The following is a 14,604-nucleotide window of genomic DNA, read 5'->3' on the forward strand; positions in this document are numbered from 1 at the left end:
CGTCGTGAGCTACGTCGTGATGGGGCTGTAGCTCACCGTCGCACGGCCGCCCGGGAGGGTTCCTGGTGGATGGGGCGTTCGGGGGTACGCCCCGAACGCCCACGTTCTCCGCGCGGCACTCGAGGGCCGCCCTCCTCCGTTCAGCCGTCGAGCTCGGAGATGGTCGCGTGGGACGGCCCCCGCGTCTCCTGAAGGCCGCGGGCCACGTCCTCCGCCGCGCCCAGCACCCGGACCGCGTTCTGCCAGGTCAGCTTCGCCAGGTCGGACCTGGACCAGCCGCGGTCCAGCAGCTCGGCGACGAGGTTGGGGTAGCCGGAGACGTCGTTCAGGCCGTCGGGGGTGAAGGCCGTGCCGTCGTAGTCGCCGCCGATGCCGAGGTGGTCGACGCCGGCGACCTCGCGCATGTGGTCGAGGTGGTCGGCGACCGTGGCGGTGGTGGCGATCGGGCGCGGGGTGGTCTCCTCGAAGGCCCGGTGGACCTTCATCGCCGCCTCGGTGGTGTCGAGGTGGTGGAAGCCGTGGGCGCGCATGTTGTCGTCGGCCGCCGCCGTCCAGTCGACCGCCGCCTGGAGCACGAACTTCGGTACGAACGTCACCATCGCCATGCCGCCGTTGCCGGAGAGGCGTTCGAGGACGTCGTCCGGGATGTTGCGGGGGTGGTCGCAGACGGCCCGGGAGGAGGAGTGGGAGAAGATCACCGGGGCGGCGGTGGTGTCGAGGGCGGCGCGCATGGTCGTGGCCGCCACGTGGGAGAGGTCGACCAGCATGCCCAGCCGGTTCATCTCGCGCACGACCTCGCGGCCGAAGGCCGACAGACCGCCCACGTTCGGCTCGTCGGTCGCCGAGTCCGCCCAGTCGTTGTTGTCGTTGTGGGTGAGCGTCATGTAGCGCACGCCCAGCTCGTACAGACCGCGCAGGGTGCCCAGCGAGTTGTCGATGGAGTGGCCGCCCTCCGCGCCCATCAGGGAGGCGATACGGCCTTCGGCGCGCGCCGCCTCCATGTCGGCGGCGGTCAGCGCGGCCCGCAGGTCGGCCGGGTAACGGGCGATCAGCTGCCGTACGCAGTCGATCTGTTCGAGGGTCGCCGGGACCGCGCCCGGCAGGTCCGAGCGGACGTACACCGACCAGTACTGCGCACCGACCCCGCCCTCCCGCAGCCGCGGGATGTCGGTGTGCAGGTGCGTGTTCTGGTGGGTGGCGATGTCACGGGCGTCGAGGTCGTAGCGGACCTGCTCGCGCAGTGCGTACGGCAGGTCGTTGTGGCCGTCGACGACCGGGAACTCGCGCAGCAGGGACCGGGCTTCATCGAGGGACGTCATTGCGTGTTACTTCCCGGAGTCCTACTTGCCGAAGCCGAAGCCGCTCGGCCCCTCGACCTTGGCCCGCAGCCGCTTGCCCTTCTCGGTGGCCTGGTCGTTGAGGTCCTGCTGGAATTCGCGCATCTTCTGCAGCAGGTCCTCGTCGTGGGCGGCGAGGATGCGGGCGGCCAGCAGACCCGCGTTGCGGGCGCCGGCGACGGAGACCGTGGCGACCGGGACGCCGGCCGGCATCTGCACGATGGACAGGAGGCTGTCCATGCCGTCGAGGTACTTCAGCGGGACGGGCACGCCGATGACCGGGAGGGGGGTGACGGAGGCGAGCATGCCCGGGAGGTGGGCGGCGCCGCCCGCACCCGCGATGATCACCTTCAGGCCGCGCTCGGCGGCCTGCTCGCCGTACGTCACCATCTCGCGCGGCATGCGGTGCGCGGAGACGACGTCCACCTCGTACGCGATCTCGAACTCGTCGAGGGCCTTGGCGGCGGCCTCCATGACGGGCCAGTCGGAGTCCGAACCCATGACGATGCCAACAAGGGGGCTCATTCGGTGATCGTGCCTCTCAGGTAGCCGGCAGCGTGACGTGCGCGCTCGAGAACGTCGTCCAGGTCGTCGCCGTAGGTGTTGACGTGACCGACCTTGCGGCCGGGCTTCACGTCCTTGCCGTACATGTGGATCTTCAGTTTGGGGTCGCGGGCCATGCAGTGCAGGTACGCGGAGTACATGTCCGGGTAGTCGCCGCCCAGGACGTTGACCATGACCGTCCACCTGGCGCGGGGCCGCGGGTCGCCCAGGGGCAGGTCGAGAACGGCCCGGACATGGTTGGCGAACTGGCTGGTGATCGCGCCGTCCTGGCTCCAGTGACCGGAGTTGTGCGGGCGCATCGCCAGTTCGTTGACGAGGATGCGGCCGTCGCGGGTCTGGAACAGCTCGACGGCCAGGTGGCCGACCACGCCGAGTTCCTTGGCGATCCGCAGGGCCATCTCCTCGGCCTGCAGGGCGAGGGACTCGTCGAGGTCGGGGGCGGGCGCGATCACGGTGTCGCAGACGCCGTTGACCTGCTGGGACTCGACCACCGGGTAGGCGACGGCCTGGCCGTGCGGGGAGCGTACGACGTTGGCGGCGAGCTCGCGGACGTAGTCGACCTTCTCCTCGGCGAGGACGGGCACGCCGGCCCGGAAGGGGTCGGTGGCCTCCTCGGCGGTCTCGACGACCCACACGCCCTTGCCGTCGTAGCCGCCGCGCACGGTCTTCAGGACGACGGGGAAGCCGTCGCCCTCGGCCGCGAACCGGACCACGTCCTCCTGGTCGGTCACGATCCGGTGCCGCGGGCAGGGCACGCCGATCTCCGTGAGCTTCGCCCGCATCACACCCTTGTCCTGGGCGTGCACCAGCGCGTCCGGGCCGGGGCGCACGGGGATGCCGTCCGCCTCCAGGGCCCGCAGGTGCTCGGTCGGCACGTGCTCGTGGTCGAAGGTGATCACGTCGCAGCCGCGCGCGAACGCACGCAGCGTCTCCAGGTCGCGGTAGTCGCCGATGACGACATCGCTCACCACCTGGGCCGCGGAATCCTGCGGGGTGTCACTGAGGAGCTTGAACCTGATGCCCAACGGGATGCCTGCCTCGTGCGTCATACGCGCGAGCTGACCCCCGCCGACCATGCCGACTACCGGGAACGTCACGCCCCTAGGGTATCGGCCGCGCCGGGGTGGCCGGTTTCCGCCGCCGTGACCTGGGCTCTTACCCGCCGCTTCAGCGCCTCTTGCCCCGCTTTTCCCGCGCCTTTCCGGAGCTCTTCCCAAGCCTTTCCCGACCTGTGTCGCCATCCACAGGCATCGGAGATACTGGGTCGTTAGAGTGGCTGGGTCGCAATACCTACGGACGGGAGCCCTTACAACCATGGAACGTGGTTCCTCGGGGCTGCAACGGCTCGTACGCGAGGTCGCCAAATTCGGCGCGGTCGGCGGGGCCGGCATTCTCGTCAATCTCGGCGTCTTCAACCTGGTCCGGCACGTCACCGACCTGCCGGTGGTGCGGGCGAGCGTCATAGCGACGGTCGTCGCGATCATCTTCAATTACCTCGGCTTCCGCTACTGGACGTACCGGGACCGCGAGAAGAGCGGCCGTACCAAGGAACTCACCCTGTTCCTGCTGTTCAGCGCGGTCGGCCTGGTGATCGAGAACGGTCTGCTGTACCTGGCCACCTACGGCTTCGGCTGGGACAGCCCGCTGCAGAGCAACGTCTTCAAGTTCGTCGGCATCGGCGTGGCGACGCTGTTCCGTTTCTGGTCGTACCGCACGTGGGTGTTCAAGGCGCTGCCGGCGCGCGAGGCGGTCGCCGACGCGGAGGCCATCCTGGAGCGGGCCGCCGACACCGGGAAGCCCACGCAGCGGGTTCGGTAGGGCGCCCCGGGCCATCCCGGGCAGGTCCTAGCGGACCATCGGCAGGTCGTCGTCCGGCTTGTGCGGCGGCGGGGTGCGGGACAGGAACAGGCCGAACACCGGCGGCTGGGCCTGGAGCAGTTCCAGCCGGCCCCCGTCGGCCTCCGCGAGGTCACGCGCGACGGCCAGCCCGATCCCGGTGGAGTTCCGGCCGCTGATGGTCCGCTCGAAGATGCGGTTGCCGAGGTCGGCGGGGACGCCGGCGCCCTCGTCGGTCACCTCGACCACCGCCTGGTTGCCGGTCACCCTGGTCCGCAGGGCGACGGTGCCGCCCCCGTGCATCAGGGAGTTCTCGATCAGCGCGGCCAGCACCTGCGCCACCGCGCCCGGCGTGCCGACCGCGCGCAGGTGCCGCTTGCCGGAACTGACGATCGCCCGGCCCACGCCGCGGTAGGCGGGCCGCCACTCGGCGAGCTGCTGCTGGATGACCTCGTCCAGGTCGAAGGAGACGGCGGAGCCGGTGCGCGGGTCCCGGGAGTTCGTCAGCAGCCGCTCCACGACGTCCGTGAGCCGCTCCACCTGCGTGAGCGCCACGTTCGCCTCCTCCTTCACGGTGTCCGGGTCGTCGGTGAGGGTGATCTCCTCGAGCCGCATGGACAGCGCGGTCAGGGGCGTGCGCAGCTGGTGGGAGGCGTCGGCGGCGAGGCGCCGCTCGGCGGTGAGCATCCGCCCGATCCGCTCGGCGGAGGAGTCCAGCACATCGGCGACCCGGTCCAGCTCGGGCACGCCGTACCGCTTGTGCCGCGGGCGCGGATCACCGGAACCCAGCCGCTCGGCGGTCTCCGCGAGGTCGGTGAGCGGGGAGGCCAGCCGGTTGGCCTGCCGGATGGCGAGCAGCACGGCGGCGATCACGGCGAGCAGCGCGACCGCGCCGATGATCAGCAGCGTACGGCCGACCTCCCGGGTCACGGTCGACCGCGGCTCCTGGACGGTGACCGTCTCGCCTTCCTCACCGTCGGCCGTGTAGTGGATGACATCGCCCTCGGGCTTCACACCGAGCTCGATCGGCGCCTTGCCCGGGATCAGGATGACGGCGTACTGGTCCCTGCCGACCTGGCTCCGCAGTATCTCGGCGGTGACGTCCTCGTCCCCGAGGATCCGGCTGTCGACGATGCTGGCGAGACGGAGCGCCTCGGAGTCGACGCGTTCCTGGGCGCTGTTGCTGATGGTGCGACTCTCGACGATCACCAAGGAGACGCCGAACACGGCAATGACGACGAGTACGACGGCGAGGGTGGACTGAATCAGACGACGACGCACGGCACTCTCCGAGAAACGGCGACTTCAGCGCCCCTTCAGGGGCGCGGGGCGCTGACATGTGCGGCTCCGCCGCGTGGGCGCGACCAGCCACACACGACGGCAGGTCGCGCACCTACCCGAGCCACCACGGCGCGACGCGCGTAGCCGACCTAGCTCTTTTCGAAACGGAACCCGACACCACGCACGGTAGCGATGTACCGCGGGTTCGCCGCATCGTCGCCGAGCTTCTTGCGCAGCCACGAGATGTGCATGTCGAGCGTCTTGGTCGACGACCACCACGTGGTGTCCCAGACCTCCCGCATCAGCTGGTCCCGCGTGACGACCCGCCCCGCGTCCCGCACCAGCACCCGCAGCAGGTCGAACTCCTTGGCCGTGAGCTGGAGTTCCTCGTCGCCCATCCACGCCCGGTGCGACTCGACGTCGATCCGCACCCCGTGGGTGGCCGGGGGCTGCGCCGGCTCCGCGGCACCGCGCCGCAGCAGGGCCCGCACCCGGGCGAGCAGTTCGGCGAGGCGGAACGGCTTGGTGACGTAGTCGTCGGCGCCCGCGTCGAGGCCGACGACGGTGTCCACCTCGTCGGCCCGCGCGGTCAGGATGAGGATCGGCACGGCGTGGCCCTCGGCACGCAGTCGGCGCGCCACCTCCAGGCCGTCCATGCCGGGCAGCCCGAGGTCCAGCACGACCAGGTCGATGCCGCCCTGCATTCCGGCGTCGAGCGCGGTGGGTCCGTCCTCGCGCACCTCGACCTCGTAACCTTCCCGGCGCAGTGCGCGGGCCAGCGGCTCCGAGATGGACGCGTCGTCCTCGGCGAGCAGTACACGGGTCATGGGGTGATGGTAGTCCGATTACGCGCAGTACTGGAGTGTGATCGGCACCAGGGATTCTTACCTTGGGGCACAGTGGTACGAACCTGTGTGCGTGAGGTGCGATCGTAGAAGGGACCTTCGAAACCGGGTGCGAGGTTCCCCCGACACCTGTGATCCGTGTCTCAAGTCCTTCCATATCCGGCAGTGTCCTGACGTACAGTGACGTGAACGCCTGTAGTACACCCGGGGACCTTTGGTGGGCATCTTGACGCTGAAGGTCTCTTTTGTGTGCGGGCTGGCCCGCCAGCCTTGAAAGGAATGACCTCTGGCCGGGCTCCGGACGCGACACAGCGTCACGGGGCGTGGATCCCGGTGGTCGCCGTCCGCCGCTCCGTGATCCGGAGCGGACTCTCCCTGGGCGTGGGGTGGGCGGTCCGACCCGCCGGTGCCGGCCGCTCCCCCCACGGGCGCGCACAGCCCCACCGCGCGTCCCGACCAGCAAGGAACGACCCATGGCGTCCAGCCTGACGAAGGACTCGGTCCGACCGGGCACCCCCGGTTCCGAGAAGACCTTCTTCGGCCACCCCCGCGGACTGGCCACTCTCTTCATGACCGAGATGTGGGAGCGATTCTCCTACTACGGCATGAAGGCCCTGCTCCCGCTGTACCTGGTCGCTCCCGGCGGCCTGCACATGACCGCGGCCACGGCGACGGCGATCTACTCCGTGTACCTGTCGCTCGTGTACCTGCTCGCCCTGCCGGGCGGCTGGTTCGCCGACCGTGTCCTCGGCCCCCGCAAGACGGTCGCCGTCGCGGGCACGATCATCATGCTCGGCCACCTGACGCTGGCGCTGCCCAGCGCCGGCACCTTCTTCGCGGGCCTCGGGCTGGTCGCCATAGGTTCCGGTCTGCTGAAGGCCAACATCTCCACGATGGTCGGCCACCTGTACGAGGGCCCGGACGACCCGCGCCGTGACGGTGGCTTCACGCTCTTCTACATCGGCATCAACGTGGGCGCGTTCGCCGCGCCGCTGGTCATCGGCACGGTCGGCGAGAACTACAACTGGCACCTGGGCTTCGCGCTCGCCGCGGTCGGCATGGCGCTGGGTCTCGCCCAGTTCCTGCTCGGCACCCGCCACCTGAGCTCGCGCTCGGACATCGTCCCGACGCCGCTGTCCGCCGCGGAGAAGAAGGCGACGCTGACGAAGGCCGGCTTCTGGGCCGCCGTCGCCGCGGTCTTCTACGTCGTCGTGGGTGTCTCCGGCGTCTACACGCTGAACTGGCTGCTGGTCCCGATCACGATCGCCGGTCTGCTGATCCCGGTCGTCGTCATCGCCCGCATCAAGCGCGACAAGGACCTGGACCGCGCCGAGCAGTCCAAGATGAGCGCGTACATCTGGTTCTTCGTGGCCGCGGCCGTCTTCTGGATGATCTACGACCAGGGCGGTTCGACCGTCTCCCTGTTCGCCGACGCGTCCGCCAAGAACACCATCTTCGGCTGGAACTTCCCGGTCTCCTGGTACCAGTCCGTCAACCCGGTCATGATCATGGCGTTCGCGCCGGTCTTCGCCTGGGCGTGGCTGGCGATGGCGCGGCGCGGCAAGGAGCCGAGCACGGCCGTGAAGTTCGCCGGTGGTCTGGTGCTGATCGGTGCGTCGTTCTTCCTGTTCCTCGCGCCGCTGTCGATCGCCGACGGCGGTCACAAGGCCGCCGCGATGTGGCTGGTCGGGATCTACTTCGTGCAGACCGTGGGTGAGCTGATGCTCTCCCCGGTGGGTCTGTCCGTGACGACCAAGATGGCGCCGGCGAAGTACGCGTCCCAGATGATGGGTGTGTGGTTCCTGGCGGTCACCGCGGGTGACGCGACGACCGGTCTGCTGTCCATCGCGGGTGTCGACCTGAACAAGACGGGGATCGTGGCGTGCCAGGCGGCGCTGGCGGTGCTCGCCGGTGCGGCGGTGTGGATGTACCGGAAGAAGGTTCGGGAGCTTATGGGGGACGTTCACTAGCGTCTTCGACAGAGGGCCACCGGGATTTTGGGATCCTGGTGGCCCTCTTGCGTTTTCGGCTATCCGTTGTGTGTGGCTGGTCGCGCCCACGCGGCGGAGCCGCACATCAGATACAGCCCCGCGCCCCTAAAAGCAGGGCGATCAACGCATCCTCTTTCGAGGCATGAACGTGAACACAGCGCCTCCCAGCAGGATCGTCGTTCCTGCCACCAGGCCCAGCGCCTTCAGTGCGCCGTTGCTGCTGTCACCTGTCTCCGCCAGGCCGCCGCTGCTGCTCGAACTGCTCGACGAGCCGCCCGACGTCGACGAACCCGACGCGCCGCTCGCCTGCTCGGTCGTGTCCAGGGTCAGCGAGACCGCCGTCTTCGTCGGGGTGCACGTCGTGGTCGTGCCCAGTGCCTCGACCGTCAGGACGCCCGGCGACAGGGTCGACTCACCGCTCGCCCCCGGCTTGTACGTGCCCGTCAGGTCCGGGATCTCGATCGGGTCGCCGGACTTGATCGCGGAGGAGTTGGTGGGGCCCTCCACATGGACCGTGCCCTTGTCGGCGCCGCCCAGGACCACCTCCATCGACGGCTTCACGGAGTCCGCCGGGATGTCGGCGGGGCTGTCCATCACCGACCCGTTGAACTGCACGGTGAGGTCGAAGCTGCCGCCGTCCTTCTTGGCGTTGATCTGCACCGGCGAGGTCGCGCTCTTGTCGCCGATGGGGGTCTTGCAGGCGTAGGGGATGTCGACCTCCTTGCCCGTGAAGTCGGTCTGGTCGCTGCCCGTGCCGTCGGAGGCGGACGCCGACGCCGAGTCGGAGGGGGATGCCGAGCCGGACGGGGACGCCGAGGCCGAGCTGGTGTCGGTCGGGCTCGCCGAGTTGCTCGAACCGCTGCCGGTCACCTCGATCGTGGCCGCCTTCTCCACCGTGCCCGTCGGGGTGCACACGGTGTTCGTCCCGTACGCGTTGACGGTGTACGCGTCCGGCGTGAGCGTCACCTCGCCGGGCGACGTCAGTTTCAGCGAGCCCGTCATGTCGGACAGCACCATGTCGCCGCCCTTGGGGATCGCCGGGTTCTCGCGCGGCCCCTGCATGGCGATGTCGGCGGTCTGGACGCCGGCCGCCTTGACCGTGCCGGACGGCTGGACCGTGTTCGCGGGCAGGTCGATGATGTCCGGGTTCTTGGACGCGGCCTGCACGAACTTCCAGGTGATGTCGACGGTGTCGCCGACCTTCGCCGTGGCGGGCGCGGTGATCTCGACCTTGGTGGTCCCGTCGATCGGGTCGGCGACCCCGGCGGGCGGTACGCAGTGGGTGGCGTACGACACCTCGGCCGCCTGGGCGGTCCCCGCGGCCGCGCCGAGCAGGGCGCCCGCCCCGGCGAGGACCAGGGCGGCCGCCGCCGCGCCCACTCTGGCCGGTACCGGTGTCACTCTCCTTCGCATGATCACGTCGGTCCTTTCGTGGTCGGAGTCGTGGGACTCGTGGAGCTGTCGTCGTGCGGTGCGGAGAGCCGGCCGGCCGTCGTGCCCGGATCGGAGTCCGGGGTGAACCACGGCAGGGTCGAGGTGGTGGGGGTCGTCGAGGGCGCGGGCTCCGGGGCGTGCAGGTGCGGCACGCGGAAGACCGGGCGGGGCACTCCCCGGTGCCGGATGCCGCCGGCGCGGGGTGGCCGTACCCGATCCACCACCGCCATGCCGATGCGGAAGACGGCCGCCGGTACGACCACGCAGAGCAGGAGCCAGAAGAGGGTCACGCCCCAGGGGCGGCCGACGCCCCAGGGCTGTTCGGCGAGGACCTTGGCGTCGTACCTGAGGGAGACGGTGTAGTCGCCGTGCGCCCCGGCGGAGAGTTCGACGGGCAACTTGACCTGCGCCTTCTTGCCGGGTGCGAGGGTGCCGTGCCACTGCTGCTCGTCCCACTGGGGGGCGAACACGCCGTGCGCGGTGCCGACCTGGAAGACGGGGTCCTTCAGGGTGGAGGTGCCCGCGTTGCCGATGGTGAAGACGAGGGTGCGGGACGGGGGTGCGCCGAACCAGGTCAGCAGGCCCGAGGAGCCGTCCAGGCGGGTGTCGGTGAGCATCGAGAGGCGGCCGCCGGTGGACTCGGCGGGCAGCGCCTTGACGGGGTGTCCGGCGACCTGGAAGGCGACGTCCGCGTCGGCGCTGCTGCCGGTCACGGTGGCCACGTGCACCACGCAGGGGCAGGGAACCGGCGGTTCGGCGACCGGGAGCTGCTTGCTGAAGCCGCCGTTCGCGTCGGTGGTGACCGCCCGCCCGTCGGCGTTGGCACAGGAGTTGGTGCCGCCGATCACGCCCCGGGACGGGCTGGACTGGCCGCAGACCAGCATCATCAGCAGGGTGTGCGGCCGCCAGCCGGTGCCGCTGACGGTGACCGAACCACCGGTGCCGGCCTGGGACTCGGACACCTTGACGGCCGGCCCGTCGGCGGCTGCCGCCATGGGCACGAGGAGCAGCGAGAACACCGCCGCCAGCGCCGTCAGTGCCGCCAGCACCGGGACCGGTCTCGGGACCGCACGCACCCTCACCTCGCTGCTCCCGTCAACTCGACGTCCATGGACAGGGGTTCGGCCACCCGGCCGGCACGCCGCCCGCGCAGTCGTACGGCCGTCACGGCGGCCCCCGCCGTGAGCGCGCCCGCGACCCCCGCGACCGCGCCCCACGGCACGAACCGTGCCTCGGTGTCCGCCGTGTCGTGCGCGCCGTCCGCCGCCGTCGCCGTCAGCCGGACGTCGACCGCGTCCAGGGCGGGCCGGCCGGGCCAGGGCTCGCTGAGTTCGGTGCGGGTGCCGGGGGCGAGCCGGACCGGCAGGGTGCGCGCGGCCCGGTCCAGGAGGACCCGGCCGAACAGGCCGTGGGCGCGCACCGCCAGCTTCGGTGCGAGCACGGTCGTACCCCGGTTGACCAGCTCGTATGTGATGCGGTCACCGTGGACGACGACGTGTTCGACGGTCAGCGCGGAGAGCGCGGGGCCGCCGACGCGCAGGCGGATGCGGGCGGTTGCGGTGCGGCCGTCGGCGTCCTCCGCCACGAGCGCGCCGGAGCGGTCGCCGGGGGCCGCGCCCGCCGGAACGGTCATGGTGAAGGGGACGTCGGCGCGGGTCCGGGCGGGGACCCGGACGGTCGGCTCGGCGAAGGTGACGGGGACGCCGGTGCCGGTGCCGGTGCCGGTCAGCCGTACCGTGACGGGGTGGCCGCCTGAGTTGGTCACCGACACCGTGTCCTGGAGGACCGCCCCGGGGGCGCCCTCGGCGTAGAAGGAGGGGCGGCCGCCGCCCGCGGGCGCGAGGGACCAGCCCTCGGCGGCCGACGCGCGCGGGGCGGTGGCGAGCAGGGTCAGCGCGGCGAGGCCGAGGACACGGACGGCGGACCGGACGGCTGACGGGGCGGCGGACTGGGCGGGCGGCATGGGCGGCTCCAGCGGTCGGACCCGGAGGTCAGCGGCGTACGGTCTGGTTCCGCCGGGTCAGCCAGAGCGTGCCGGCCGCGCCCGCGAGGAGCACGGTGCCGCCGAGGGTGCCGAGGGCGACGAACGAGTCCTCGGGACCGGTCTTCGGGAGGGTGCCTCCGGAGTCGGTGCCGGTGCTGCCGGACGACGACGATCCGGAGCCGCCGGAACTGCTCGACCCGCCGCCCGCCGCGGTCACGTCCAGGGTCAGGGACGGGCCGGGGTTGTTGGTGGGGGTGCAGATGGTCGTCGTACCGAGCGCCTTGATGGTGAGCGTGCCCGCCGTGAACGTCACCTTGCCGGACTTCTCCGGGGTGTAGGTGCCGCTCAAGTCGTTGATCTTGATGGGGGTGTTGGCGGGGATCGCGGCCTGGTTGGCGCTGCCGGTGACGTTCAGGGTGCCGCTGTCGGCGCCGCCGAGCTTGATGGTGGCGCTCGGGTTCATCGCGCCCTTGCCGAGTTCGACGGGGCTGGAGGAGACGCCCTTCTGCCAGGACATGGTGATCTTGTAGCCGCTGCCGCTCTTGACGCCCGTGATGTCGATCGGGGAGACGGCGCTCTTGTCGCCGATCGGCGTCTTGCAGTGGTAGTTGACGTTGACGACGGTGGCGTGCGCCGCGGGGGCGGCGAGCAGCACCGCCGACCCGGCCAGGGCGGCGGCGGACACGAGCACGGCGGTACGTTTCGGGTACGACGACACGGTCGGTCCACCCCATTCGTTACTGACGAGGTATCAGATTCGGCCGTCAAGGTACGCCGGGGCCCATGAGGAGGGAAGAGAAAGGGCGTGGCGGAAGTGTGGGGATGCCGAAGCGCCGCGAGAGCTGTAGCGCCCCGCAAGGGGCGCGGGGCTGCATTCGATATGCGGCTGCCGCCGCGTGGGCGCGACCAGCCCCCACCGGCCGTCGGCCGAAAAACGACCCATAGAGCGGCGCCCTCTTACGCCGGTGCCCCCAACTCCGCCCACACGGTCTTCCCGGCCGCCCCGGCCGTACGCACAACTCCCCAGTCCAGACAGAGCCGTTGGACGATGAACATCCCATGCCCCCCCGGCCGCCCCGCCCGGTGCGGCGTCCGCGGCGCCGGCTGCCCGGCCCCCCGGTCGGACACCTCCACCCGGATCACCTTCCTGTCGCAGGCCAGGAACAGCTCGTCCGGCCCCTCCGCGTGCAGGCACGCGTTCGTGACCAGCTCGGAGACGACGAGCAGCACATCCTCGGCGGCGGCCCTGCGGTCGGCCGTCGCGGCCGGCAGCCACCCCCACGCGTGCAGCGCCTGACGGGTGAAATCGCGGGCGAGCGGTACGACCCCGCTCTCGCCGTGGAGACGCAGCCTGCGGACCTGACGACCCCCCGTCGAGGCCGGCAGCTCGTCGGCCGCCGCCTCCTCGGACATCCCCGAAGCGCCGCTGGGCTCCGGGCCGCGGTCGCCCGGCGGGTAAGGCCGGGTGGTGCTCATCAGCGCTTCACCTCACCGATTCACCGGTTCACATGGAAAATTTCGCGTTGCTGCAGTTCGTACGGACCGGTCGGCGCGATCGACTCGAACAGGGCCGGGCGGTGACAGATCCAGAATCTCTCCTGCCCGAGCGATCCACGGGAACACCCCCCGGTTCCGGTCGCCGGGCCGGCCGGGGCTCAGCCCTCGCCGCCGGTCGCGCCGGTCCCGCCGCCCGTGCCGTCCCCGTCGGCCAGCGCCGCCTCGACGGAGTCGTGGACGGTGAAGACCGCCTCGGCTCCGGTGATCTCGAAGACCCGGGCGACGACGGGCAGCATCCCGGCGAGGTGCACCCCGCCCCCGGCGGCCTCGGCCCGCAGTCGGGTACCGAGCAGCACGTTCAGCCCGGTGGAGTCGCAGAACTCAAGGCGTGAGCAGTCGACGACAAGGCGTGAGAACCCCTTGTCGAGGAGATCGTCCAGCGGCTCGCGCAACAGGTCGGCGGTGTGGTGATCGAGCTCACCCGCCGGAGTCACGACAGCGCTGGAGCCCTCTTCCCGTACCTCCACCAGCAGCCGGCCCGACTGTGCGCTGCCGACCGTCCCGTGGTCCATTGCCGTCTCTCTCTCGAGGTCGTGACCGCTTTTGCCACCGTCTGACCGTTGTCTGACGATGCCCACCGATGTCCGCCGAACGGCGTGTCGACGCCCTCGAACATTACGCCTTCTGCACGCAACCCGACACCCGAACAACCTCTCAGAACGGGACAAATGATAATAGAACGGACTTGCGAGTGGCTCGGCGGAGCGGGTAGGGCTAGTAGGGACACGTAACCGACTCGGCCGGCTTTGGAGGCGCCGCACACCGCAGTGCACGCACGGCTCCGGCAGCCTCATTGCCGAGAACGATGGAGGACACCATGTCACCCCGGCTCGACGCCTCGCACACCCTGACGGCGACGTCGACACCCCCACCGGAACCACTGGATGCCATCGAGGGATTCTTCGCGGAACTCGGACTCCCGGAGATCCCCCCGTACGACGAGGTCGAAGCGGTCGACGCGCGAGCCCTGTCGAAGACCCTCTTCGAGCGGCTGGAGTCGCTGGAGGAAGGCACGCACGAATATTCGTACGTCCGCAACACCCTGGTGGAACTGAACCTCGCGCTGGTCAAGTTCGCCGCCTCCCGCTTCCGCTCCCGCAGCGAGCCGATGGAGGACATCATCCAGGTCGGCACCATCGGCCTGATCAAGGCGATCGACCGCTTCGAGCTCTCCCGCGGCGTCGAGTTCCCCACCTTCGCGATGCCGACGATCATCGGCGAGATCAAGCGTTTCTTCCGCGACACGTCGTGGTCGGTACGCGTCCCGCGCCGCCTCCAGGAGCTCCGTCTCGACCTCGCCAAGGCAGGCGACGAACTGGCCCAGAAGCTGGACCGCGCCCCCACCGTCACGGAACTCGCGGAACGTCTCGGCCTCTCCAACGAGGAGGTCGTCGAGGGCATGGCGGCGTCCAACGCCTACACCGCGTCCTCGCTGGACGCACAGCCCGAGGAGGACGAGTCCGAGGGCGCCCTGGCGGACCGCATCGGCTACGAGGACCACGGCCTGGAGGGCATCGAGTACATCGAGTCCCTGAAGCCCCTCATCGCCGAACTCCCGGCCAGGGACCGCACCATCCTCTCCCTCCGCTTCGTCGCGGGCATGACCCAGTCGGAGATCGGCGACGAACTCGGGATCTCCCAGATGCACGTCTCCCGGCTGCTGTCCCGCACGCTCGTGCAGCTGCGCAGGGCGCTGACCCTGGAGGAATAGCCCCGGCCGGACCGTTGCGCCGCTGGGGCGACGGGGATCCCCCCGCCCGGCCCCCGCCCCGGCC

At 70.6% G+C, this 14,604-nt stretch carries 14 protein-coding genes; 3 read left to right on the forward strand and 11 right to left on the reverse strand.

Annotated elements, in window-relative coordinates:
• Positions 1–140: 140 nt before the first annotated feature.
• Genes ABT137_RS40400 through ABT137_RS40410 form a run of 3 tightly spaced genes read right to left on the reverse strand, consistent with a single transcriptional unit; the run spans position 141 to position 2,998 of the window.
• Complete coding sequence (locus tag ABT137_RS40400) at positions 141–1,319, reverse strand: dipeptidase (RefSeq protein ID WP_351716828.1); 1,179 nt, start codon at positions 1,317–1,319, stop codon at positions 141–143.
• Between the two features lie 21 nt (positions 1,320–1,340).
• Positions 1,341–1,862, reverse strand: a complete 522-nt coding sequence (gene purE / locus ABT137_RS40405) for a 5-(carboxyamino)imidazole ribonucleotide mutase (RefSeq protein WP_351716829.1) — start codon at positions 1,860–1,862, stop codon at positions 1,341–1,343.
• Positions 1,859–2,998: a 5-(carboxyamino)imidazole ribonucleotide synthase gene (locus ABT137_RS40410; protein WP_351716831.1), complete on the reverse strand. Its 1,140-nt coding sequence runs from the start codon at positions 2,996–2,998 to the stop codon at positions 1,859–1,861. The genes purE and ABT137_RS40410 overlap by 4 nt, the downstream gene beginning before the upstream one ends.
• Positions 2,999–3,215: 217 nt before the next feature.
• Between ABT137_RS40410 and ABT137_RS40415 the strand changes: the two genes are divergently transcribed.
• Positions 3,216–3,719: a GtrA family protein gene (locus ABT137_RS40415; protein WP_351716833.1), complete on the forward strand. Its 504-nt coding sequence runs from the start codon at positions 3,216–3,218 to the stop codon at positions 3,717–3,719.
• A gap of 27 nt (positions 3,720–3,746) precedes the next feature.
• Here ABT137_RS40415 and ABT137_RS40420 read toward each other — a convergent pair whose 3' ends face one another.
• The gene (locus ABT137_RS40420; protein WP_351716834.1) at positions 3,747–5,018 is read right to left on the reverse strand and encodes a sensor histidine kinase; all 1,272 of its coding nucleotides are present in this window, start codon (positions 5,016–5,018) and stop codon (positions 3,747–3,749) included.
• Between the two features lie 149 nt (positions 5,019–5,167).
• On the reverse strand, positions 5,168–5,845 hold the full coding sequence (locus ABT137_RS40425) for a response regulator transcription factor (RefSeq protein WP_007382513.1): 678 nt from the start codon (positions 5,843–5,845) through the stop codon (positions 5,168–5,170).
• 491 nt (positions 5,846–6,336) lie between these two features.
• Between ABT137_RS40425 and ABT137_RS40430 the strand changes: the two genes are divergently transcribed.
• Positions 6,337–7,833, forward strand: coding sequence for an oligopeptide:H+ symporter (locus ABT137_RS40430; protein WP_351716837.1), 1,497 nt, complete (start codon positions 6,337–6,339; stop codon positions 7,831–7,833).
• 141 nt (positions 7,834–7,974) lie between these two features.
• Here ABT137_RS40430 and ABT137_RS40435 read toward each other — a convergent pair whose 3' ends face one another.
• From ABT137_RS40435 to ABT137_RS40460, 6 genes are all read right to left on the reverse strand, one after another.
• Positions 7,975–9,267: a hypothetical protein gene (locus ABT137_RS40435; protein ID WP_351716839.1), complete on the reverse strand. Its 1,293-nt coding sequence runs from the start codon at positions 9,265–9,267 to the stop codon at positions 7,975–7,977.
• Positions 9,268–9,269: 2 nt separating this feature from the next.
• On the reverse strand, positions 9,270–10,283 hold the full coding sequence (locus ABT137_RS40440) for a hypothetical protein (RefSeq protein WP_351716905.1): 1,014 nt from the start codon (positions 10,281–10,283) through the stop codon (positions 9,270–9,272).
• An 83-nt stretch (positions 10,284–10,366) separates the two neighbouring features.
• Positions 10,367–11,251: a COG1470 family protein gene (locus ABT137_RS40445; protein ID WP_351716841.1), complete on the reverse strand. Its 885-nt coding sequence runs from the start codon at positions 11,249–11,251 to the stop codon at positions 10,367–10,369.
• 28 nt (positions 11,252–11,279) lie between these two features.
• The gene (locus tag ABT137_RS40450) at positions 11,280–11,963 is read right to left on the reverse strand and encodes an LPXTG cell wall anchor domain-containing protein (RefSeq protein WP_351716842.1); all 684 of its coding nucleotides are present in this window, start codon (positions 11,961–11,963) and stop codon (positions 11,280–11,282) included.
• 266 nt (positions 11,964–12,229) lie between these two features.
• On the reverse strand, positions 12,230–12,748 hold the full coding sequence (locus ABT137_RS40455; protein WP_351716844.1) for an ATP-binding protein: 519 nt from the start codon (positions 12,746–12,748) through the stop codon (positions 12,230–12,232).
• A gap of 179 nt (positions 12,749–12,927) precedes the next feature.
• On the reverse strand, positions 12,928–13,341 hold the full coding sequence (locus tag ABT137_RS40460) for an STAS domain-containing protein (protein WP_351716846.1): 414 nt from the start codon (positions 13,339–13,341) through the stop codon (positions 12,928–12,930).
• Between the two features lie 305 nt (positions 13,342–13,646).
• Between ABT137_RS40460 and ABT137_RS40465 the strand changes: the two genes are divergently transcribed.
• The gene (locus tag ABT137_RS40465; protein WP_351716848.1) at positions 13,647–14,540 is read left to right on the forward strand and encodes an RNA polymerase sigma factor SigF; all 894 of its coding nucleotides are present in this window, start codon (positions 13,647–13,649) and stop codon (positions 14,538–14,540) included.
• The last annotated feature ends 64 nt before the right edge of the window (positions 14,541–14,604 follow it).

Source organism: Streptomyces sp. NPDC001980 (assembly GCF_040296885.1).
Taxonomy (GTDB): Bacteria; Actinomycetota; Actinomycetes; order Streptomycetales; family Streptomycetaceae; genus Streptomyces.